Here is a 21,983-nt window from a genome sequence, read left to right as displayed (position 1 = left end):
TTGGCGATCTCAGCCTAAGACAAAATGCGTCTTGAAAAGTCTCAAAGGAAGGCCGAATGACAGGTTTGGTAAAGCATGAGCCGCTGATTGTGCTCGTCGACGAAGATCTTTCCCACATTGATTTCTATCAGCAAGTTTTGAGTGAAAGTGGTTATTGGTTGCGCTCCGTGGCGACCCCCGCAAAGTTGATGACTATTCTCCAGCAGCATCCGGTTAACATTCTCGTTATCAACATGGATTTTCCATTTGAAGGTGGAGGCTCCCTGACAGCAGAGATTGCGAAGATCAAGCAACTCCCCTCCTGCCGTGATACGCAGATTGTGATGACGAGCACTCAATTCTCTTCCGAGCAAAAACAACTGGCCTACCGCAGTGGCGGCGCTGACTATGTGGTTTACCCTATCACGCCTGAAGAGCTGTTCTTGAAGATGGGTACCCATTTAACCGCAGGGGCGAGAAAAAATGTATCCAGCGCATTGAGTAGAAGCTTCAATGTGCTTTCTGAGTCAAATATAGCGCTATATCCCATGATGGCGGCGGCTCTGAGTTGTGCCCAAATGCTTAACCAAACTTCCCTCAGCAACAAACAAGCACTTTACCTTAATAGCCTGACCCGCTCACTGAAGCGAACTGGAGTAATCTGTGATAACTTGCGAGATTTTCAGGAGTTATCATCGCATTACCTTACCCTCGAAAATACACCCTTTGACCTTGACCAATTATTGGAAAGTCTAAGGGAATACCTGCTTAGCGAGGCAGAAAGCCGAGAAGTGGAGTTGTTGTTCAATGTGCCGCTGGATGTACCGCGCTCTTTGGTGGGTGATCCAGATAGATTACGCCGTGTGCTTTTGAATATCATTGATGAAGCCATGGTAGTAGGCGAAGGTAGCCCATTGATCCTCAGCATCAGATCTGGGCAAATGAAAGATCACTGCGCTGTACTCGAATTCGCCATAAACCAAAAGGTGACGGATGGCGACGAGTCATTCGATGACTTGGAAGAGCTTACTGAACGGTTGGTGATGTCGAAATCCGAAGTCGATGAATCGATTAACCTGCTTATCGCGTCTTATCTGATCGAGCAAATGGGGGGGCAGGTACATTATGACTATGATGACGGTGAGCCTGGTGTCTACTTCAATGTGGAGTTGCAACTGGCGAAAGCCACATCAGACAAAAGTTTTTCTGTTCCCGTTGATTTGCGAGAGCTTCGTGTCTTGGTGGTTGATGATAATCCGTCTTCAATAGCGGTGCACAAGGCGATTGTTGAATCGCTGGGTTTTAAAGTGGATTCCGCCAGCGATGTTGACAGTGCTTTCACTGCAATTGTGGAAGGGCACTTAGATTTGGAAATGGAGCCTTTTGATCTGGTGCTGCTTGATTGGCACATGCCAGGGAAGAAAGGCTTCCATCTTCTGGAGAAAATCAAAAACGATCTGGAACCGGAGAAGCACCCGTTAGTGATTGTGATCAGTGCCTATGAAAAAAGGATGATCGACAAAGAACGAGGGCAGGGCAAGATTGATGGCTACCTTCACAAACCGATTTCAGCATCGGTAATGTTTGATACCATTATGGGAGTAATGGGACAGAACCTACCCAAAACACACCGTCGGGTAATGGGCAATAAACAACATGGTTCCGCTGTTACAGTAAACGGAGGAGGTCGACGCATACTGGTGGTCGATGACATGCCAATCAACCAGCAAATTGCCCGTGAAGTATTGATGAGTAATGACTTTCAGGTAGAGCTAGCAGCGTCGGGTCGCGAAGCGATAGTTAAAGTTTGCCCTGCTCCGGAGCTTTACGACGCCATTCTGATGGATCTTGAAATGCCTGAAATGAATGGTTTGGAAGCCACCCGGATCATTCGGGAAACCTCTGACAAAGAAAGCTTGCCTATTTTTGCATTGACCGCCCATACCATGGAGCGTGACCGCCAACGTTGTTCAGACGCTGGTATGAATGAACACATTCCTAAGCCACTTGATGCCGATAACCTGCTACAAAAACTGGCGGTGTGCTTAGGGCTAGCCGTCACCTCACAGTCTTATTGCGAAGGAGATACAGACTCTCCGACGGAGGACCACGAATACGTCGATGTGGAAGACGGTATCAAGCGCGTGATGGGCAATGAGTCCCTCTATTTCAAACTACTTAGTGACTTTGTACATCAGGCGCGTGCGCAGGAAAACAAGATTTACCAGCAGATTGACGCTGGACAGCTGACAGAAGCTTCTGAAAATGCCCACAACATCGCAGGCAGTGCAGGGAATTTGTCAATCGTTGGACTTCGGCGTTCAGCCAAGCAGCTCCAAAATACTTTGTTGGCTTTGGAAGACCATCAGCCTCCGCTCGATCACTTTAAGCGGGACATGGATAATGCGATTAAAGAAATTGGGGAGATCCTGCTACAGCAAAACCAAGCTTCGATATCAACTGAATTGCTGAATGCGGAAAGTGCCGGTGGTGAGACGATAAAGAAAAAAGAGTCGAACGTGGATCAGGCCAAACTGGCTCGCTTAAAAGTGTTCAGGAGCCAAATGATGTCGCAGGATTTGATTGCTATTGATACTTACTATCAACTGATGGTTGACTACTGCGATTTAGCGCCAAAGCTGAAACCTGTGGGAGACAAGTTGATCGAACTTGATTATGTCAAAGCTCTGGCGGCATTCAACGCCTATTTGAAGGAGAGCAAGCTGGATATCTCACCGGCTGAAGTAAAAGGAGCTTCGCATGAACGCTAATCATACTGCTCCGGATAAAGACACAGTCCTCATCGTTGATTCGTCGCCAAACAGTATCCGTATTCTTAACGCCATATTGGGTGAAGAATATAGGGTGATTTTTTCAACCACCGGGGCAACGGCCAAAGTACTGGCAAAATCAGAATCGCCAAAATTGATCTTGATGGACATCGAGTTGCCAGACATTGATGGCTTTAAGCTCTGCCAGTATTTTAAAACAGAGCCGGAGACAAAAGACGTACCAGTCATTCTTATCACTGAACATTCAGAAGACGAAGGCCGTGAGATGGGGCTGAGAATTGGTTGTGCCGATTATATCTCCAAACCGGTATCTCCGGCTGAAGTAAAGCTTCGAATATACAACCAGTTACGCATTCGTCGCAATGAAGAGTTAATCATGCAACGCGCACTCTACGATTCGTTGACAGGGCTGGCCAACCGTAACCTGACATTGGATCGACTGCGTTACGCGATTGCCCACGATTTGCGTCGTGGTTTGATGACGGGCGTGATGTTGGTGGATCTCGATAATTTTAAAATCATTAATGACACCCTGAGTCATGATGTCGGTGATCAGGTGCTGATAGAACTGTCCCGCCGCATCGTCAAAACGGTCCGCGAGATAGATACGGTTGGGCGAGTCAGCGGTGATGAGTTCCTGATTGTACTTCCTGGATTGCACCAGACCGAAAATGCCTGCCAGATTGCCAGCAAACTTCGCAAAGCCATCAACAAACCGGTGGAAATCGCAGGTGGTGGTGAAGTGCATTTGACGGTAAGTATCGGTATTTCACTCTGCCCATTGGATTCTGACGATTTCAAACGTCTTTTTGGTAATGCAGACGTAGCGAAACATCAAGCTAAAGAAGGTGGCAAAGACAGCTACCGATTATTTACAAGTGAGATGAACGACAATGCTCACCGCCGTTTACGGCTGGAATACCATCTGGTATGGGCTCTGTCACGGGGCGAATTTTCAGTGGTCTATCAGCCATTGTATGATCTTAAAACCAATCGCATTTCCGGTGCGGAAGCCTTGCTGCGTTGGACTAATGAAGAGCTGGGCATCGTTTCTCCTGCCGAGTTTATCCCCATCGCAGAGCAGTCGAATCTAATATATGAAATAGGCAAATTCGCACTGGATACCGCAATGGGAGATTTTGCCAAGCTTCAAAATTGCGGTGGTGATTTACTGCATCTCGCAGTGAATATTTCGCCGCAGCAAGTCCGTCAGCCACATTTTATCGAAGATTTTATGAAGATCATGGATAAACACAGTTTTGAACCCGAGCGTCTCGAACTGGAAGTGACGGAAGGGTTGCTCCTCAGTAATCAACCCAATGTGAGGGAGATGTTGAATAGGTTACATGATTTGGGGACAGCACTCTCCATGGACGACTTTGGTACCGGTTATTCATCCCTCAGTTATTTGCTGCAATTCCCCTTTGACGCGCTGAAAATCGATCGGGAGTTCGTTGACGGTATTACGGATGTGGAACTTAACGAAGCCCTCGCTACCGCAGTGATTTCCATGGCGCAGGGATTGAAAATGAAAACTGTTGCAGAAGGTGTGGAAACCGAAGAACAATTGGAAATGTTGAAATCGAAGGGGTGTGATTTGGCCCAAGGTTTCTACCTTAGTCGCCCATTGGATATCAAAAGCCTGAAAGCCCTGCTGGGTGATTCTGAAAATGAATCCACAACAAGCGAGGAAAATGCGAAAAACGCCAGGGTGACCTGAGCAATTCGTGGGATTTATCAACGGAGTTACGGCTCCCTTTTGTGTATATACCCAAACAATCTGAAGATGCTCGGATTCAGCAGTAATCAATGTGTTCAATTCGAGGCGAATTTCGTGATGAATAGTGGTCCTATTTCCTTGAAATTTAAAAAAGAAGTGGGCGCATAGAGGGTCTCCCTTCGAACGAGTTGATTGATGCCGCGCTCTTTGTTGTTCCTTTTTGATGAAGAAGACTAGACCTGCAAAAGAACGCCGCGATAACAACGCCAGTCAATCTCCCTGAACCCTATATCTTCACGTTACTTGGATATAGCTATTCCAGCCACCCAGCAACGGTTTGTAGGGGATCGCCACCCCCCAGGGGTGTTAACCATACCGCAATGGCTGAAGGGGAAGCTGCTGTGTTCCTATCCAGAGCAAATTGCCAATTTCGTTGTCCAGTTTTCGTTTCGAAATCGACGACCACAAAATCATGTTTCAGAGTTTTTCCTCGGTTTTCGCCACGTTTGACCTGGGTAGTAATATCCATAGCAAGCAGAGCATACTGTGCCTGTAAGCGTTCACTACTCTCGTAATTCACGCGTAAGGTCTTGCCCTCTAAGGAGGCCTCTAGCTTCGGTGCCGCTGGTCCATTGGCATAAGGGATCGGTTGTCTGTCGAAGAAACCCCGCCATTCCTGATCATTAATAAACCAACCCGGGGTGTATACACCACTGGCCCGACTTTGAGATACCTTGTGGCGCTGCCTCTTGCTGAATTGCGGCTTGGCGTATTTGTCTGCCCAACCAATGTAGTTCCAATAGTCCACATGAAAGGCCATAGGAATAACGGTTGTCCAAAGTTCATCCTTACCTTTCAATTTGTTGAGCGCGGCTTCTGCTGGAGGGCAACTGCTACATCCTTCCGAGGTGTATAGTTCAACCACTGTTGCTGGAGTGCCACTGTTTTCCCAGCTCTGTGCTGATAAGGCGGAAGGTGAAAGTGCGGCGGCGACAAAAGTAAAAGTTAACAAGCTTCGCATCATGTATCCTTTTTATGGCCTGTCTAAGGCAAGACCTGAAAACATATGGATCGCTTTCAAATCGTCATGCTGAATCTTGGTGCGTGAGTGGTTATGAGGCGGTGGTTTGGGTTAAATTTAAGCAATGTTCGGAAGGTGAAGCTCCGAAAACAGTGTGCTGGATTCTCATTCTAAAAAAGTGACCGAGGCTAAATATGAACTCCTCTCCTGAATCTTATGTGGTTGTGATGACGACCTTTGCTGATGACAGCATCGGAAAGCGAATCATTGAGTCTCTACTGGAAAAGAAACTGGCCGCTTGCATTCAGGTGTTACCTATTCAGAGCTACTATCACTGGCAGGGAAAAATCATATCGGATGCGGAAAAGCAGGTGATGATCAAAACCAAAAAATCACTTTATAAAGAAGTTGAAGCCGAGATCTGCCGATTACATGATTATGACGTGCCAGAGGTTATCCAACTTCCAATAGAAATAGGATTGGATGCTTATCTAGGATGGATTTCGGAAAGTTGCGGACAATAAAAATACCTCAATCGAGTCACCAACAGAGGCATTTTCAATGGTGTCAGGACAGCGCTTAGAGTTGGATTCTGTATCCAAGCATTAGGCTGAGGTTTTTTTCAGTATCATCAAATTCTGAGGCGCCATCCCGACTGCCGTTCAGCTTACCTTGAGTGTAGCGCAGACCTATCATCAGGTCAGAAAAGTTACCATCAACACCGGCCCCCCAACGGAAACCATCCGCCGTCATATCGTCACTGCCTTTGTAAATTCTCAGCGATGAATAGCCCGCAAGACCATAAACATCAACAGAACTTCCTGAACTGATGGGAAAGCGTTTACCTACAGGAATATTTGCAGAATACGAATAATCTTCTTTGTAGCCATCGTAGGTATCTTGAAAATTATCATTTTTCAATAGCGCAAACTCTAATTCCCCGCCAAGGAAAAAATTATTGTCTGCGATATTTTTAGCCCCAATATGTACAGCAACCTTTTGACCTGTTTTATCAGCTAATTCATGTGCTGCGAGGCTTCCCGCAATATAGAAATCCTGTTCATAAGCTTGTGTTGCAACTGAAGTCAGTGCGGAAAATAGCAATGCGGTTCCCCATTTCATTATTAATTCCTTTTCCTAACCAATGTGAGCAAATGTACTCAAACAACCGGAAGACACCGAATCCAGTGAGTATGACAGGCATTGTGATCACCTCTGAGTGCGATCGCCTTAGGTTGTTTGGGTATGAAAAACTATTTCTTCGCAAAGTTACATGAGAGGAAAATAAGGGATTTGTATCTTATTTAATAAAAAGAGAGATTTGTTTTCTCATATATCCACATGGATGCATTTCATGAGTTTTAAAAGGTAAGGCGTGTATTAATTAATATTCAAACTTTGCCTAGTTACCTGATGGTTGCTATTTCTTTAATTCGATTTGGTGTGTTTCTGACCAATTTCTTAGGTCATCAAGAATTTTTAATGCAGATTGCCCAAACTCAGTGAGTTCATAGCTGACGGCGATCGGCCGGTCACTTATCACTTGGCGCAAAACCATGCCTTCACTTTCTAATTCTTTCAAACGCTGATCGATCATCTTTTTGCTGGCACCGCCCAACTGGCGGGCGAGATCGTTAAAACGAACAGGTCCATCTTTAAGGTGGTAAATAATGGAGCCTTTCCATTTTCCACCAATCAATCGCATCGCTCGTTCAATTGCACATGGTTCGGTACAAGCATTTGTTGCTGATTTTCTGCCACAACTATCGGTTTCAACTTTAGCTGTCAACTTGGAATGCCTCGTTCTCAATAACCCTACGGTAGATCTAAGTTACAAAAAGTAAACTGGTTAAAAATAAGGTCAAGGTTACCATAATTAACCACTCAATACATATTATACCCATATATGGTCTCCTCCTAGTTTGCAAGACGACAGGTTTGATTGAAGGGACAGGTTTGCTTTCATATATCCGGCCTGTTTGTGAAGCGTTGCTTCTGGCCTTGATGAGACTTCGCGCATACTGGCCTTATCAAACAACAACCCCAAAGCATACCAAGAACAATCTTAACTGACTCAAGATGGGAACTGCTACTAAAAGCAATGAAAAGTACAGGGCGCATCTATGATAAGCCTGAACACAGAATGACCTTTGAAGGAATACTTTATCGCATGAGGACGGGTATTCCTTGGCGGGACTTACCGTCCGAGTTTGGGGAATGGAGCACCGTCTATAGACGGTTCAATCTTTGGTCAAAGAAAGTGCTTTTAAATCATCTTTTCAATCATTTATCGAAGATGGCTGACTTTGAATGGGTCTTTCTTGATGGTTCAATAGTTAGAACACATCAGTACAGTACGGGAGCGGCGAGTTGCGCTACAGAGCAAATCGGTAAGAGTCGAGGCGGCAATACAACCAAGATTCACCTGGCTGTAGACAGCGGCGGTTTACCCATCTGCTTTGACTTATCCGAAGGGCAACGAAATGACATTGTTCATGCAGAAAGCCTTGTCGAACAACTGGACAAAATAAACACCATCATCTGCGATAAAGGTTATGACAGTAAGGCCTTTCGTGACTTTGTGCGACGCAAAGGAGGGAGAACCGTCATCGCTAAGCGTAATTGCGGGCAAGACATCAGCAAAGATACGATGGATTGGTGCTTAAATAAGTATCGGCATTTAGTCGAGAATGCCTTTGCCAGAATTAAGCATTATCGTGCTATTTCAAGTAGATATGATAAGTTGGAAAGGAATTATGCCAGCATGGTATCGCTGGCATTCATGCTTATGTGGTTACCAATATATTGTTGGTTAAAAAATGAACATCAAAGATCAACAGCCCCTAGCACGCAACTTTATATATTGAATCTGTGCATTTATTGCCTCAGCAAGCCCATTGGATACGCGCATTCTCATTGCATTGAGTATTCTCGGTAGATGATCCTTCACTGTGTTGGCAGCATTTATAATCGGCTTTATGCGGCTGGCTTTTATCAGAGCTAACCACTCTAGCCATTGGCTTTTGGCACCTCGTACTCGGTTTCCTTTCCAAATGAGTCTGGCTTGCTCCTTGAACACCCAACTTAATCCCGTATTTACCATTATCTTTGATAATTCACAGATGCGAACTCTTAGCTGTTTATTGAGGCGATCGTTTCGTTTCAGCCAACCATAACGAGTTCGGTGACACTCTCGTTTCATTGATGAAGGAAGAGATCCCACGTCTTGCTTACGCACATCATCCATTGCTTTGGTCAGGAGTTTAGCGATATGAAAGTGGTCAATAGATATGATCTGCTTGGCTCTGTGACCAAAATAGGCTTCTGTTGCATTGATAAAAGCACGGCTCATATCCATAGACACAGAGCGGGTTTGTAATTTGGCCTTCATCGGTAACACTGCGTAACAGGCGGCAAGGCTTTCTGCGGTTTTTCCATCGGAAACAGCGATAATTTGTCCCGCTCGGTTCGACAACACAGTGACATAGTCGTGGCCTCGGCAGAACGCTGTTTCATCAACCAACAGGTGCTCAACGTTGTCCAATTGCCGTCGAGAAAGCCCTCTACTAACAGCTCTACCCATTATCCGGTCGATAGCTCCCCAACTGAGTCGAAACAGCTTGGCTACAGCAAGTAGTGACGTGGTTTGAAGTGCTTCAATGATTTTCGCTTCAAACAACTCAGTATATCGACTTCCCGAAGATGTCCAGGGAACTAGGAGCGTTTGCACCCCATGCTTTGGACAGTCACAGCGAGGAATTTTGGCTTCGATGTAGGTTTCAAATTGGCATGTATCTAGGTGGCGCCAAACCCGCTTACGTGAATCATGTTTTCTGGCAAATTGGGCATTGAACAGTGTCTTTGGCGTATGCAACCGTGACAATGATTCTGTGAGACGGTTCATCAAGCTGAACCGACGAAACGCTCCATGGTGAGCCAAGCCCCAGCATGGCTTCATAAAGTGCAGTATCTTTCATTTTCAATCGAGCAGCTGAATTTCATTCTATTTTCGGGCTGATTCGATAGTTTGGAAAGAAAGACTTTCCACCACTAACGGTGAAGAGCCATGAATGAACAGGTCTGAGGCCACCTCCACGCAGGGATGAAACTGATAGTTTGGGCTTTTCTTAAATTGACTGTCGCCTTTACTTTGGCTTATATCCGGAAAAGTGAGAAAAAAGCCGATAACATTTGTTTTATGCGCTTCTTTAGTTATATTTAAAGTGTTGTAGTGCCTATTGGTAGTTGCTGGGTTATTGGTTATGAATTTAAAGAAAAAAACATTGATAGCTGTTGTTACTTTGCTAATAGTTGTGTTGTCTAGCTTAAGTTATATATCGTACAGTATAAGTAAAAACCTACTAATTGAACAAAAGGTTAAGGGAGAGTTTCCTGCATTGTTGGATAGTTTATCAAATAAGTTTTCTCATTACTTGTCAGTACCTCAAGTAGCATCAAAAACATTGTCGATGTATCCCTTTGCCTCAATGGTTGATGACGACGTAATTAAAACGTTAAACAACACTAATCTAGAGTTTAATGCGCTCTCTACATTCTACATCTCATCGGAAACAGCTCGATATTACAACCAGGATGGGTTTCTTAGAAAGATTACCGACTCGGATGTCTGGTTTCATGGACTAATTAACTCTAATGATGATTACGCGCTGTCTATCGATCCTGATTCAAAGACCGGCATACCAACCTTGTTTATTAATTATGTTGTAAAAGATAGTGGGCAGAAAATTGGTATAGCTGGCCTTGGACTGGCTTTGAATCAACTGTCTGATGAGCTAGGTAGATATCGTTTAGGAAATAGTGGCGGTGCTTTTGCGATTGACTCACAGGGCAAAATAACACTTCATCCTGATAAAAATAATGTAGGGAAATTAGCTTCTGAACTTGATTTTTCAGCACTACATGAAGTCTCCAGCGGAAATGTTGTTGAAATGGATGTTGGTGGTGTTCGCCATATAGTTGGGGTTAAGTCTTTAGAAGACTCTGGTTGGTCATTAGTGCTGTATCAATCTAAAAGTGAGGTATTGGAGGGGTTAAATAATCTTAGCTCTGCTATGAGCATAACAGGGTGCGTTTTTTTGATTTTGACTACTTTGTTATGTTTATTCGGTGTCCGTTTACTGTTTGCTCCTTTTAATATGGTCACATCTCTCCTTGAGTCCATTGGTCAAGGTGGTGGTGACTTAACAAAAAGGTTAGATGACACTCGTGATGATGAGATTGCTCAGATAGCAAAAGGATATAATCAGTTTGTCGATTATTTAAATCAGTTAGTAAAAGAAATTATTCAGACAGAAAGTTCCATATCCCAAGCTAGCCAAAAGATCGTTAGTATGATGGAAATTATGGAGCAAGAAATTATTCAGCAAACGGCTAAAATTGAACAAGTGTCTACAGCCGTCAATGAGTTGGGAGCTAGTGCTCATGATATTGCTCAAACTTCAGAGTCAGCAGCAAAAGAGGTCACTATTGTTTCTTCTTCGGTTGAAACTGGAGAGAAATCCGCTGTTAACACATCAAACAGTATATCTGTTATGGTGAATGGTTTATTGGAAACTAATGAATATGTAGTAAGCCTAGAAAAGGATGTGTTAGAGATAAACAAAGTGCTCGATGTGATTAGTGGTATATCTGAACAGACTAACTTGTTGGCTTTGAATGCTGCAATAGAGGCTGCACGAGCAGGTGAGCAAGGGCGTGGTTTTGCAGTAGTAGCTGACGAAGTTAGAACACTAGCTTCACGTAGCCAGACATCAACAGAGGAAATCCGTACGATTATAGATAAGTTACAACAGCAAACAACTAAGGTTGTAGGTGGAATAGATAGCAGTAAGAGTTTGGCTACTGAGTGTAACCTTGAGGCTGAAAATTCAGAGGAACTGTATTTAGGTATATCAAAAGGAGTTGTTGGAGTGGCATCATCAGTTGAAAAAATCGCTCATGCAACAACTCAGCAATCTCAAGTTGTTAATGAAATTACCCCTCATATTGAAGAAATAGCCAGAGTAGCTAGAAATACTGACCAAGCAGCAGGGCAGGCATTGTTAGGATGTAAGGAGTTATCTTCTGACGCTGATAAGTTAAGAGAGTTAATCAGTAATTTTAGAGTGTAACCTAACAATTGGCACTATATTCAAGGATGGAGCATTCCAATCGGCCAACGGCGTGAAGCTGTCATTTGAAGTTCGGGACAAAAGATATTTGATGATGTAAACAGAAGTGGACCCCATTGGATGGAAACATAAGCCCAGTTGGCTTTGTTTAAAGCGGACAACCAGTTCAGAGACGGTGGCCAAGATTGAGGCAAAGCGCGATGTTGCGATGCGACAGGCCTCAGTCAAATTTGAGGCGTAATACCTCTTTGATTTTGTTCCTTGGAGTTCTCTTTTTTTGCCATAGTCGCTTCCTTACCTTCTTGTTTAAGAACTAAAGAATAGCGAGCTATTGATTTAAAAGAGAAAAAGTTAGGATTTCGGACTTGCCGATCGCGGTTTTCGCTATTCCGATCACCGATTTCGGAGTTAGGCTAAAAGTGATCGGATAATCGCGGGGAAATAACTGATCGGAATCCTCCGAAATATGCCGCACCAAAATGATGATGCTGTTTGCCTGTTCATCATCGTATGACAAAACAGATGCAGGCTCAGCCTTTCGCTATGTACACCGCTTTAACTTCCCATGTGACGACACGTTAGTCATGACTCAAATTGCAAGTGAAGTGGCGCAAAGAGAGTTCAAATACGGGGTGAAGTACTACAAGATCGGGGTGGGATTGCTCGACCTTTCATCGCAGGAATACGCGCAACTCGACATGTTCACCTTCATGCCTTTCTCCGACCAACGCAACGTGTTTGGGCTCTCAAACCTATCTACATGGACCTTCCAGCTCATCCAGTCTTGCCTCATGACCAAGTATTGCATCGGCCTTTTCAGCGGTCGTCGCCAGTTTCTTTAGTGCGCCATCTAGCATCAAATCCAATGTATCGACGCTCTTTGCGCGGCGGAAGAAGATGAGCCAGTCAATGCGGCTCTTAGGGGGGGGGGGGGTTGCCATGGTTATCTCTTATGCTCAAAGTGCGTATATTATAGCATTAGTTGATATGAAAATGACCACACACGTAGCCCTTGCCAGATAAGGCTTTAGTCCATATTTGGTGAAAGAGTGAAAGAGTGAAAGAGTGAAAGAGTGAAAGAGTGAAAGAGGTTTCCCTACTTTTCAGAATTAGTCTAACTCCTCTCATTCTGCAACTACCCCATTTCTTTGAACAAAATCTCCTCACTCGACTCCTGATGCGATCGAAATCAAATCTGCTTTTATGCACTTTGTGGTACTTTCCCGTCAAAAGTTTTAGACAGTGATGGCGTGTTGCTTGCCGATAAGCGAAGGGCGGTAGCGTAAGTGGCTTTTGCCCCATTCTGGCTTAGAAAATCCAATTTACTCAAATGTAAGTTTGCTAATTCACCCTACAATTCCTAATCCGAAATAGATGATAGCTAAAAGTGACTGTCCTTCTTTCGCTCTTTCGGTCCTTGTTTCCTACCGAGTCAGAGCAGTCAAAATCGCATCAAAAATTTCCTGATGATTTTCCGCTCGGGAAACCTGCCCCAGTTCCTGACAAAGTGCTTCTTCTCCTTCTAAGGCAAGGATGCTGAAACCACTCTCAGTACACTCAGAAATGCACTAAACTGGTTCGCGCCTGGAATGTCTTCAAGCGTTACTGAAGGAAGCTCAATCATTGATTGGGCAGGCACCAGTGCAGGGTGTTGATTGGCAGTCAGCTTAATCAACGTAATCGGATTGTCTATCGCGGTCAGCGTATCGTCAGCAAAGGTGCAGTTAGCTCTGGGCTGATAACAACAACTGATCTCAGTTTGTTTTCAGTCTGAAGTGGGCGGAATTTTTCATCCGGTATAGTAGCAACGTCTATGTTGTTATTGCGTAACCAACGGCAGTCTATATTTTTGGTGCTGTCGCATGATGCCAGGTATTTCTCTGAGCTTATTTGGGCGCCGGATAGCATCAGCATCGATGTGCCGCCCAGAAAAAAGCCGACACCGAAAACCTCACCCATATCCGTCCCGCCGAATAGTGCTTCAACCGATTTTAGTGTGTTCAGCCCAAGCTTCAGAGCACTGGCTCTGAGTGTAATTTCATTGACTACTTTATATGCCGTGATTTCGTTGGGTTCAGGAGGTTTTGGCACAACAACGATATAACCTTGTTGTGCCAAGCTTGATGCTATCCATCCACTGTGTGAAAACGCTGACCGTGTTCCGCCCTGAGACAAGAGAACGATAGAAAATTTCTCACCAGCTAGAGGGGCATCTAACCGAGTTTCGACCGCCTTAAAAATGTTGCCTCTACCAAACATAAAATTGTTTTTTCTTTGGTCGTGGGATACCAGTAATACACATCGACAGGCTTGTTTCTGTCACTGCTGAATACCGACTTTACCGTCAGCGAAGAATGGTATTTCTGTTCAACGGCACTCGCACTGAAGCACAACAGAGTTAACGCAAACGACATAACTAATTTGGTTTTCTTTTTCCCTCAGCCTTCTAAGACGAATTCATAACCAAGCATACCTAATCTAGCTAAAGATGCTCGAACTCAGTTGGCTTAGGTATTATATTTTGCAGGACGTTTGGAAAAATAACGTGCAGGGGGCTCGCCGTATACTTTGCGAAACATGGCAATAAAGTTGCTCGGTGTCGCGTAACCCAAAGCAAATGAAACGTCTCCGACGGATTTCCCACGAGCCAGCATTTCCATTGCGTGGATCAACTGTATCTGTTGCCGCCACATGTTAAAACTCATATTTAGCTCGGTTCGTACCAATCTTCTCAGTGTTCTCGAAGACGTGGCACCGATACTGGCCCAGTGCTCGACAGACTTTGTACTACCAATATTATCTAGCATTGCATGGGCTATCCTTTGTAACCTTGGTTCTCTTGGTATCGGAAAATAAAGATCTTCAAGGGGAGCGCGGCAAATCTCATTAAGAATAACGCAGAGAATGTGTGATTGGTCTGGCGAGACCTCCGTGGTTTTACTCCAACCTAGTATCCGGTTCGCAAGTACTTTAATCACATCATTCATACCGATAACGCATGGGGATTTTGGGAGTTGATGACAGGCAGAAGGTAAAAATAACAGTGACCAACCTTTCACAGAACCATGAAAGTAGACACTGTGCATTGCTTCCGGTGGTATCCATCCTGCACGGTGAGGAGGCAATAACCAAGTCCCCTCTTCGGTGTTAACTTGTATCAGTCCTTCATCGATACAAATTAGCTGCCCCCGATAATGCTTATGGCTTGCATAGGGTCGCTGAGAGCGAGAGATCTTGTCTTCACGTTCATGTAACCATTGTCGGGCAATGAGTTCGGCACCCTCCCTCCAATCGCTATAGTCACAATTATCACTCTGTAACCGTCGTTTCATAGATGGCCATTTTTCATTATTTAATGTCCAAATAACATTATCACAACACGTTTACGTTCACTTAGTATTTCAGAAAGCCAACCGAATGTCTGAAATGGAGTTCTTATGAACGAGTACCTGTTTATTTCCTACTACATAGCAGCAGGCCTCGGCATTGGGTTACTTGCCGGGCTTGTCGGTGTTGGTGGTGGAGGCATGGCCGTACCCATTTTTACCTTTCTATTCACAAAACAAGGAATTGGGCATAATGATGTGGTCCACCTAGCACTGGGTACATCAATGGCTGCGATGATTTTCACCACCTTTGGCAGCATGAAAGCCCATTTGAGAAAAGGAAACGTGGATACAAAAATGGCAATAAGAATGTCGGTCGCTGTACTTGTCGGAACATTTTTGGCCACTTTCATCGCATCGTATCTAAATGGGGTTTATCTGGCGGGATTCTTCAGCTTATTCATGCTTTATGTGGCTTTCAAAATGTTCAGGCAGAAGGAGTATCACTATAACGAGAATCCGCAAGGCCCGTTGGGGAATATTTTTACTGGCTTCTCAATTGGATCGGTTTCTGCGCTTGTTTCAATAAGCGGTGCTGGGTTGACCATCCCTTACCTTGTCCAACAAAACGTTGAGATAAAGCGGGCAATTGGTACTTCTGCCGCTATCGGTTTTCCTATTGCACTGTCTGGCACCTTTGGTTATCTCATAAACGGCTTGCACAATACAGATATGAGCAACATGGTTTTGGGATACATTTATCTGCCAGCGCTGATTACTTTTTCAATCAGTAGCTATCTAACCACGCGTGTGGGTGTCCGTTTGGCCTACTATTTCCCAAGTGAAACACTCAAGAAATTCATCGGTATCCTTTGCGTCTTGCTCAGTGCAAAAATGTTCTTTCAGGTGATTGGATAGCCTTGCACCCAGTCCAGCAAGGAGTACTCATGGAAACCTACAATCATACATATCGGTGCCACAACTTTTCACATAAAGACTTAAGTGCTCTCACGTTCACTGCTTGTACATTTATTCGCTACGACTTTCGACGTGCTGACTTGCGCGATACGACATTCGTCAACTGCAAGTTCATTGAACAGGGTGATATCGAAGGCTGCCACTTTGATGTCGCAGATCTTCGCGATGCAAGTTTCCAACAATGCCAACTTGCGATGGCAAACTTCAGTAATGCCAATTGCTACGGTATTGAGTTACGTGAGTGCGATTTAAAAGGTGCCAACTTTCCCGAGCAAACTTTGCCAATCAAGTGAGTAATCGTATGCACTTTTGCTCAGCCTTTATTACTGGATGTAACCTTTCCTATGCCAATATGGAGCGGGTTTGTTTAGAAAAATGTGAGCTGTTTGAAAATCGCTGGATAGAAACTCACCTAGCTGGTGCATCACTGAAAGAGTCAGACTTAAGTTGAGGTGTTTTTTCCGAAGATGTCTGGGGGCAATTTAGCCTACAGGGGGCCAATTTATGCCACGCCAAACTCGATGGTTTAGATCCCCGCAAAGTCGATACATCAGGTATCAAAATTGCAGCTTGGCAGCAAGAACAGCTTCTCGAAACGCTGGGTATTGTTGTTTTTCCCGATTAGATGCTTATCAATACCGGCTAAAGGCAGCATACAAGATAGAATATATACGGCACCAATACATTTTCTAATCTAAATCATCCGAGCTAGAGCAATGCCTCTAGCTCACTTCTGTCGGGTGGACGACACTTGTTGCCAAGTGCCGTCTCCCTAAGAACCGTACGTGCAACTTTCACTACATACGGCTCAAGCCTCCACAAAGGCATCGTTTGATACCCAGCAACTTATAACGCAGCCAGAGCAGGATCGTTCCAAGTGTTGCGAACTAGCCTTTTGGACTTTCTCTTTGCCAAATATTCTTGGCGTTCAGGGTCAAAAGGTGTTGCTGCACTTCGGATTTTTACATGTCTCTCGATAGGCACTTTGGCTATTTGGAAGAGATTGAACTGGCAATCCATACCTGAGATCTTCTGCCAACCGTGAAATTGCCACTGGCCTTTCCGATTGATGAAGTATTTAAGCGCGATCCACGTTTTAGATTTAGTTGGATGACGCCTTTTTGCCCAGTGCCATAGCGCTTGGAATAGTTTACAGCCTAGATATCCGAACACCTGTTTCGCGACGCAGTGCCGATAGTAATTCGACCACCCCCTGAGCTTCGGATTTATCAGTTTGATAAGATCATTCACAGGTAGAGTTACGTGCGTTTTGATGAGTTCGCGCAGATTACTTAAGAACAACAGCGTATTGGATTTGCTCGGTTTAATGAGCAGTTTTCCTTTGTACTTCCGATGGTTAAAACCCAAGAAGTCAAAGCCATCGTTGATGTGAGTAATGTGCGTTTTCTCTTCGGATAGCGTTAGGCCCCTTGCCGCCAAGAAGTCAGCAATCAACGGTTTTATATCGTTCTCCAGCACTTCCTTTGAAGCGCAAGTGACGACAAAATCGTCGGCGTACCCAATAAAGTTGGCTCTAGCCCCCCTTTTAAGGGCAGTGGATTTGATGCGCTGCTCAAGACCTGCGAGCGTCATTAACATCAGGGTGGGAGAGATGATCCCGCCTTGCGGTGTGCCCTCGTCGGTACGATAAAACAGCCCTTTATCCATAAAGCCAGACTTTAGCCATTGTTCCAACATCCGCTTGTCTACGGCGATGTTATCAAGAAGCCACTGATGACCGATTTTGTCAAAACAGGCTTTGATATCGCCTTCGAGCACCCATTGGGCAGATCTCTTTAGCGCCAGACACTTGAAGCACTGATCGACAGCGTCAGTCGTGCTGCGGTTTGGTCTAAATCCATAGCTGTTGGGGTCGGCAAGTGTTTCTGACACGGGCTCCAGTGCAAGTAGGTGGAGTGCTTGCTGCGCTCTGTCTATCATGCACGGAATGCCCAGCGGTCGAAACTTACCGTTCTTTTTGGGGATGTAGATACGCTTGAGCGGTTTAGCTGTGTATGCCTTTCTGCTCAACTGATTGACGGCTTTCATACGGCGAGCATCTTTGTTCCAGATGATACCGTCTATTCCAGGCGTTTTGCTGAACGAGAGTGGGTCAGTAACCATTGCAGGGCTTTCACCTTGCCGTGCTTACCTTCCCTTGTTGCCTTTGCGATACGCATCTGAAGCTTTAACACTTGCGCCTCAACGTATTTCCAGTCGATTGACTGCCATTGAGCACTGTCAGGAGAGGCACTAATCTCTTTTGAAATCATCATTTGCGTTTCTCCTTGAATAAAGTTCTTCGAATTCTCTCGCAACGGGAGACCAGTCGGAAGTGGGCGCACTTTCGTGCTCAGGCATGGGCCTGTATCTGCATCATTACAACGCAGCCTTGGCTTTTTCCGACCTCCTCTACCTGCATCACTATCGGCTATGTAGGCTTTCCCAGAGGGGGTGATACAGGCTTACCGTGTTCCGTATGTCGCGCAATGTCAGGTTAGATGCCCGCTATGGTGCGGAGAGTGCAATGATCACGAAAGAGCATGGGGCAATCTCTTTCCGACTCTCGTGCCTTTTGGCTACAGCGTGTTAACCACTTCCGCTGTTTCATCACATAACGCACCTTGCGCGGATTCACTTACATTCATCATACTGACTACCTAGCACTCACCCAATTTGTGGTTATCAGGAGGATCATCCCCTCGCGGTTCCTATCCCGATTGGTCTATGACCACTCTTCGTTACATTGTCAGAGCCGCTACTTTATTCAGGCTCCTAGGTTCATCTGGTGATACAGATGGTTCACTCGTTAAGCGGTGAACAGCGCTTCATACGACTTCACGTCGCACGCCCCAAAGTGAGTTAGCATTTCGAACAATCCAGCACTTGAATCGACGTACAATGGCCAAATTTTTCTAATGCACTCCCTATGTATAAAAATACAGGGATATGTATATAGTAAAAATGTGAACGCTTTAAATTCGGGACGCCCGATTTCTCATTTTTGGACCACAAGCCAATAAGTTAATCCACTGATTCTACTAAGCTATATGGTAAAGTGACTTAAGTGTACGCGGACTAATCGGGCATCTCGGTTTTGGACTAAACGGGCTTTATGCCTGCTAATAAGTTGTTATGTGCTTTAGTGGAACTGAATATGAAAATCATAGTAAAACGCATCGATGTAGAAAGTTTCGAAGACAAAGATATTTTTGAGTCTTTGTTCAAAGAGTATTTATCGGGATCTTCTCTAACGTTAGATTTGAACGTAATTAACCAGTTGTTTTTGCTACCTTACTTCCATGGATTTGTGAGTTTTGTAGACCAAGAGCCCTCTGGTTTTGGGGTCTGTTTCGAATCTTTCTCAACTTATCGAGCACAAAAAGTAATGAATATTCACGACTTTATGATCTCGGACAAATTTCAAGGTAAAGGGGTCGGCAAGACTCTGCTTGATGGGATTGAAAAATACTGTCGTGACAATGGGTTTCTCAAAATAACCCTAGAGGTCGGTGATGATAATGTTGCTGCTAAAAAACTCTACAGCTCGCGCAACTACGAAGACTACAGAGTGGTTTTGAAAGGTCAGCTACATTGGCAAAAGTACCTAAACTAGCCCACACATAACAAATTGCTTAACAAAGACTCCTAACGCTTGGCGACTTCAGTCGCAATTTTAGCTCCGTGTTTATGGCACAATATTTAAGTTAAGTGGCATCGCGTTGTCGCTTGTTAGCAAGGCGTTATAGCTTTAAGGAACTGAGATGACCGGCACATACGATTGGAATCCCATGCCTCACAAAGTAGAGATTAAATGCCCTGCTTGTGGTGGTCATTGTATCTTCGAGTTTGCTGATGTCGTCAAAATTTCACTGAAAAAAGATGTCCCATTTTTCAAGCAAAGTGACATCTTTGAATACTCAATTTTTAAAGATGGTTGTGGGCATAAATGGCACGGCGCTATCTATTTCGCTAACTTGCATGGTGGCTCGATTAACGCTATCACTGACTTACCTGACGGTTATTCCCCCGAAAATTGGTCTCACTCTAAGTACTTAACCAGAAATCATGGCCTCGATCTTGGAGCATTTTCTTGTAGCCATTGCCAAACAAGAAAACCATATATTCTTCAATGGCCTCAGGATGCTTATTATTCATTCAGCTACAAAGGTGAAGTGCTTTGGGCCTTTAATCGCGAGTCCGCAGTGGACCTCCGTGATTACATTGCATCCAATGAAAGAAAAACCGAAAAGTTTAAGTGGGCAAGCTTTCTGTTGCATATTCCAACAATCTTTAAAAAGCAAAATGCCCGCGATAATATCGTTAAGCAAATAAATAAGGCGGTAGCCTGAAATTGGCTATAACAAACGGCTCCACCGGACAATTTTTTTGTCACCTTTTTTGTTCCAAAAAAGCCGCCAACAAAATTTGCGCGGTGAACCGGGCGTTATAACCACGGCATAAAATGGAGTATTTATGATAGCAAGGGAATGGAAAGCTACTTGCCCTAAAGAGTATGAAGAAGGGTTTATTGCATACCTGTATGAGACAGGAATCAAAGATACATCCAGTACAAAAGGTTTCCTCGGTGCTCAAATTCTAAATCGAGATTTAGGCAATATTGCTGAAATCACGTTGTTGACTTATTGGGAAGATCTTGAATGTATCAAAGCATTTTCTGGTGAAGACATCAGTGTCGCCAAATTGTATCCAGAGGACGAAAAGTACAAATTGAATCCAGATCGTCATGTTAGCCACTATGAAGTCCGTGAGAACATGTGGTTATAACAATCTGTTTAAGAGTGATTCGCAACGCTTGGCATTTTTGCTATGCGTTGCGTTTAGTGTTTTAGGTGGTATGCGGGAGCTTCGGTATTGCGTTGCTCACACCTTAACAGGGCGTTAGCAATTAAAAACAAAATATGACTACTCTCAGATTTTTAACAATAGGTACAGGTGCGAAACATGTAGTTGTGCTGCATGAATGGTTAGGCGATCATTCCAACTATGATCCAATTTTGCCTTATATCAATACTAAGCAATTCAAATGGATTTTTGTTGATTTAAGAGGCTATGGGCTATCAAAGGATTTGTCAGGTCAATACACTTGCCAAGAGGCGTCAGAAGATGTTCAACGGTTAGTCAGTGAGCTTGGTATTCATAGCGTTTATATTGTTGGACACTCCATGTCAGCGATGGTAGCTCAAAAAATTGCTGTTGATAATCCTGAGTTATTAAAAAAAATGCTCCTAATTACCCCCGTCCCTGCATCAGGAATCCAGATTAATTTAGAAGATGCAAATATCTTACGAGCCAGTGTCTTTGACGATGGGAAAATACGTAATGCGATCAATCTAAGAACAGGTGAAAGATATAATGCCACTTGGTTAGATACTAAATTAAAGCTAGCAAATAACGCTTCTGCTCCAGAAGCTCGTGCTGGATACATGGAAATGTTCTTAGAAACAGATTTCAGTGACAAGGTTAAAGGGCTTAAAATACCAGTTCGCGTAATCGTCGGTAAATACGACATACCGGCATTTCAAAAACGGACTATTCAAGAGCTTTTTTCAGATTGGTACAACGATTTAGAAATTATTGAGTGCAGTGAATCAGGACATTATCCAATGCTGGAGTGCCCTATCTTTTTTGCAAGCACGCTTGAAAAACTAATATTAGATTCTTGAAATTGCTAACAAAATTTACAATCTGACGCCTATTTTCCCTATGCTCCAATAAACGAAGGTTAAACTAGCGTTATACACCATCAATTTTAGACTTTTGAGTCTCAAGGTTTAGTCGCTAAATCCCTCTTTTCATACCCGAAGGTTTGTACCGAAATCAGTGAACAATCTTTGTTTGCGTTACGTGTCTGAAATTCTAATTACGCATTTGAATTCGCATTCAGGTTGTTGTTTCTTGGTGACTTAAACATGGTTTGCGGTAAAGCGAAATGCGGTAACTTTTTCAAAAGGTGCTGGCGGCAAGCCGCGAGAGACATGGAGCAAGGGCTAACAAATGCAGCCACAGGACAAA

At 44.2% G+C, this 21,983-nt stretch carries 17 protein-coding genes and 3 pseudogenes; 12 read left to right on the top strand and 8 right to left on the bottom strand.

The genetic code is table 11. The features are described from left to right. Window positions 1-56 precede the first annotated feature (56 nt). Entirely contained in the window at window positions 57-2,750 is a 2,694-nt protein-coding gene (locus VP504_RS19205) for a response regulator (protein ID WP_325895007.1), read from the top strand. Beyond that, window positions 2,740-4,491, top strand: a complete 1,752-nt coding sequence (locus tag VP504_RS19200) for a two-component system response regulator (RefSeq protein WP_325895006.1) — start codon at window positions 2,740-2,742, stop codon at window positions 4,489-4,491. The genes VP504_RS19205 and VP504_RS19200 overlap by 11 nt, the downstream gene beginning before the upstream one ends. A gap of 313 nt (window positions 4,492-4,804) precedes the next feature. Here the strand turns inward: VP504_RS19200 and VP504_RS19195 are convergent, their stop codons facing one another. Further along, window positions 4,805-5,512, bottom strand: coding sequence for a DUF1223 domain-containing protein (locus VP504_RS19195; protein ID WP_325895448.1), 708 nt, complete (start codon window positions 5,510-5,512; stop codon window positions 4,805-4,807). A gap of 194 nt (window positions 5,513-5,706) precedes the next feature. Between VP504_RS19195 and cutA the strand changes: the two genes are divergently transcribed. Further along, window positions 5,707-6,036, top strand: a complete 330-nt coding sequence (gene cutA, locus VP504_RS19190; protein ID WP_325895005.1) for a divalent-cation tolerance protein CutA — start codon at window positions 5,707-5,709, stop codon at window positions 6,034-6,036. A 55-nt stretch (window positions 6,037-6,091) separates the two neighbouring features. Here the strand turns inward: cutA and VP504_RS19185 are convergent, their stop codons facing one another. Next, the gene (locus VP504_RS19185; RefSeq protein WP_325895004.1) at window positions 6,092-6,634 is read right to left on the bottom strand and encodes an outer membrane beta-barrel protein; all 543 of its coding nucleotides are present in this window, start codon (window positions 6,632-6,634) and stop codon (window positions 6,092-6,094) included. Window positions 6,635-6,932: 298 nt separating this feature from the next. Beyond that, entirely contained in the window at window positions 6,933-7,301 is a 369-nt protein-coding gene (locus VP504_RS19180; protein ID WP_325895003.1) for a winged helix-turn-helix transcriptional regulator, read from the bottom strand. A 261-nt stretch (window positions 7,302-7,562) separates the two neighbouring features. Between VP504_RS19180 and VP504_RS19175 the strand changes: the two are divergent. After that, window positions 7,563-8,321 (top strand): annotated as a pseudogene (locus tag VP504_RS19175) (IS5 family transposase); the annotation flags it as partial. A 24-nt stretch (window positions 8,322-8,345) separates the two neighbouring features. Here the strand turns inward: VP504_RS19175 and VP504_RS19170 are convergent. After that, the gene (locus VP504_RS19170) at window positions 8,346-9,386 is read right to left on the bottom strand and encodes an ISL3 family transposase (protein WP_325895447.1); all 1,041 of its coding nucleotides are present in this window, start codon (window positions 9,384-9,386) and stop codon (window positions 8,346-8,348) included. After that, window positions 9,337-9,489, bottom strand: coding sequence for a hypothetical protein (locus VP504_RS19165; RefSeq protein ID WP_325895464.1), 153 nt, complete (start codon window positions 9,487-9,489; stop codon window positions 9,337-9,339). Before VP504_RS19165 ends, VP504_RS19170 begins: the two co-directional genes overlap by 50 nt. Before the next feature lie 285 nt (window positions 9,490-9,774). On the opposite strand from VP504_RS19165, the gene VP504_RS19160 reads away from it, so the two are divergent. Both VP504_RS19160 and VP504_RS19155 read left to right on the top strand, forming a co-directional pair. Beyond that, the gene (locus VP504_RS19160; RefSeq protein ID WP_325895002.1) at window positions 9,775-11,643 is read left to right on the top strand and encodes a methyl-accepting chemotaxis protein; all 1,869 of its coding nucleotides are present in this window, start codon (window positions 9,775-9,777) and stop codon (window positions 11,641-11,643) included. Between the two features lie 479 nt (window positions 11,644-12,122). After that, entirely contained in the window at window positions 12,123-12,485 is a 363-nt protein-coding gene (locus VP504_RS19155; RefSeq protein WP_325895001.1) for a DinB/UmuC family translesion DNA polymerase, read from the top strand. An 856-nt stretch (window positions 12,486-13,341) separates the two neighbouring features. Here the strand turns inward: VP504_RS19155 and VP504_RS19150 are convergent. Further along, window positions 13,342-13,761 carry a hypothetical protein gene (locus VP504_RS19150; RefSeq protein WP_325895000.1) on the bottom strand — a complete coding sequence of 140 codons (420 nt, stop codon included), beginning with the start codon at window positions 13,759-13,761 and terminating at the stop codon, window positions 13,342-13,344. Window positions 13,762-14,150: 389 nt separating this feature from the next. Further along, window positions 14,151-14,450, bottom strand: a complete 300-nt coding sequence (locus VP504_RS19145) for a helix-turn-helix domain-containing protein (RefSeq protein ID WP_325894999.1) — start codon at window positions 14,448-14,450, stop codon at window positions 14,151-14,153. 630 nt (window positions 14,451-15,080) lie between these two features. Between VP504_RS19145 and VP504_RS19140 the strand changes: the two genes are divergently transcribed. Continuing rightward, window positions 15,081-15,887, top strand: coding sequence for a sulfite exporter TauE/SafE family protein (locus VP504_RS19140; RefSeq protein WP_325894998.1), 807 nt, complete (start codon window positions 15,081-15,083; stop codon window positions 15,885-15,887). 29 nt (window positions 15,888-15,916) lie between these two features. Beyond that, window positions 15,917-16,572: pseudogene (locus VP504_RS19135) on the top strand (QnrS family quinolone resistance pentapeptide repeat protein). A 221-nt stretch (window positions 16,573-16,793) separates the two neighbouring features. Here the strand turns inward: VP504_RS19135 and ltrA are convergent. Next, window positions 16,794-18,223: pseudogene (gene ltrA / locus VP504_RS19130) on the bottom strand (group II intron reverse transcriptase/maturase). Window positions 18,224-19,104: 881 nt separating this feature from the next. Between ltrA and VP504_RS19125 the strand changes: the two are divergent. From VP504_RS19125 to VP504_RS19110, 4 genes are all read left to right on the top strand, one after another. Further along, window positions 19,105-19,563 (top strand): GNAT family N-acetyltransferase, encoded by a 459-nt coding sequence (locus tag VP504_RS19125; protein ID WP_325894997.1) that lies wholly within the window; start codon window positions 19,105-19,107, stop codon window positions 19,561-19,563. A 148-nt stretch (window positions 19,564-19,711) separates the two neighbouring features. Further along, entirely contained in the window at window positions 19,712-20,299 is a 588-nt protein-coding gene (locus tag VP504_RS19120) for a hypothetical protein (RefSeq protein WP_325894996.1), read from the top strand. Between the two features lie 124 nt (window positions 20,300-20,423). After that, window positions 20,424-20,735: an antibiotic biosynthesis monooxygenase family protein gene (locus tag VP504_RS19115; RefSeq protein WP_031850888.1), complete on the top strand. Its 312-nt coding sequence runs from the start codon at window positions 20,424-20,426 to the stop codon at window positions 20,733-20,735. 134 nt (window positions 20,736-20,869) lie between these two features. Then, on the top strand, window positions 20,870-21,634 hold the full coding sequence (locus VP504_RS19110; RefSeq protein WP_325894995.1) for an alpha/beta fold hydrolase: 765 nt from the start codon (window positions 20,870-20,872) through the stop codon (window positions 21,632-21,634). The last annotated feature ends 349 nt before the right edge of the window (window positions 21,635-21,983 follow it).

The sequence above is a fragment of the Grimontia sp. NTOU-MAR1 genome, from assembly GCF_035758505.1.
Classification (GTDB): domain Bacteria; phylum Pseudomonadota; class Gammaproteobacteria; order Enterobacterales; family Vibrionaceae; genus Enterovibrio; species Enterovibrio marinus.
This window is presented reverse-complemented; position numbering and strand designations above follow the sequence as displayed.

Excerpts from the sequence above, each read along its gene's own strand:
- VP504_RS19205 (WP_325895007.1), top strand. The coding sequence starts at position 57 with ATGACAGGTTTGGTAAAGCATGAGCCGCTGATTGTGCTCGTCGACGAA.
- VP504_RS19200 (WP_325895006.1), top strand. The coding sequence starts at position 2,740 with ATGAACGCTAATCATACTGCTCCGGATAAAGACACAGTCCTCATCGTT.
- VP504_RS19195 (WP_325895448.1), bottom strand. The coding sequence starts at position 5,512 with ATGCGAAGCTTGTTAACTTTTACTTTTGTCGCCGCCGCACTTTCACCT.
- cutA (WP_325895005.1), top strand. The coding sequence starts at position 5,707 with ATGAACTCCTCTCCTGAATCTTATGTGGTTGTGATGACGACCTTTGCT.
- VP504_RS19185 (WP_325895004.1), bottom strand. The coding sequence starts at position 6,634 with ATGAAATGGGGAACCGCATTGCTATTTTCCGCACTGACTTCAGTTGCA.
- VP504_RS19165 (WP_325895464.1), bottom strand. The coding sequence starts at position 9,489 with ATGAAAGATACTGCACTTTATGAAGCCATGCTGGGGCTTGGCTCACCA.
- VP504_RS19160 (WP_325895002.1), top strand. The coding sequence starts at position 9,775 with ATGAATTTAAAGAAAAAAACATTGATAGCTGTTGTTACTTTGCTAATA.
- VP504_RS19155 (WP_325895001.1), top strand. The coding sequence starts at position 12,123 with ATGATGATGCTGTTTGCCTGTTCATCATCGTATGACAAAACAGATGCA.
- VP504_RS19145 (WP_325894999.1), bottom strand. The coding sequence starts at position 14,450 with ATGCTAGATAATATTGGTAGTACAAAGTCTGTCGAGCACTGGGCCAGT.
- VP504_RS19140 (WP_325894998.1), top strand. The coding sequence starts at position 15,081 with ATGAACGAGTACCTGTTTATTTCCTACTACATAGCAGCAGGCCTCGGC.
- VP504_RS19125 (WP_325894997.1), top strand. The coding sequence starts at position 19,105 with ATGAAAATCATAGTAAAACGCATCGATGTAGAAAGTTTCGAAGACAAA.
- VP504_RS19120 (WP_325894996.1), top strand. The coding sequence starts at position 19,712 with ATGACCGGCACATACGATTGGAATCCCATGCCTCACAAAGTAGAGATT.
- VP504_RS19115 (WP_031850888.1), top strand. The coding sequence starts at position 20,424 with ATGATAGCAAGGGAATGGAAAGCTACTTGCCCTAAAGAGTATGAAGAA.
- VP504_RS19110 (WP_325894995.1), top strand. The coding sequence starts at position 20,870 with ATGACTACTCTCAGATTTTTAACAATAGGTACAGGTGCGAAACATGTA.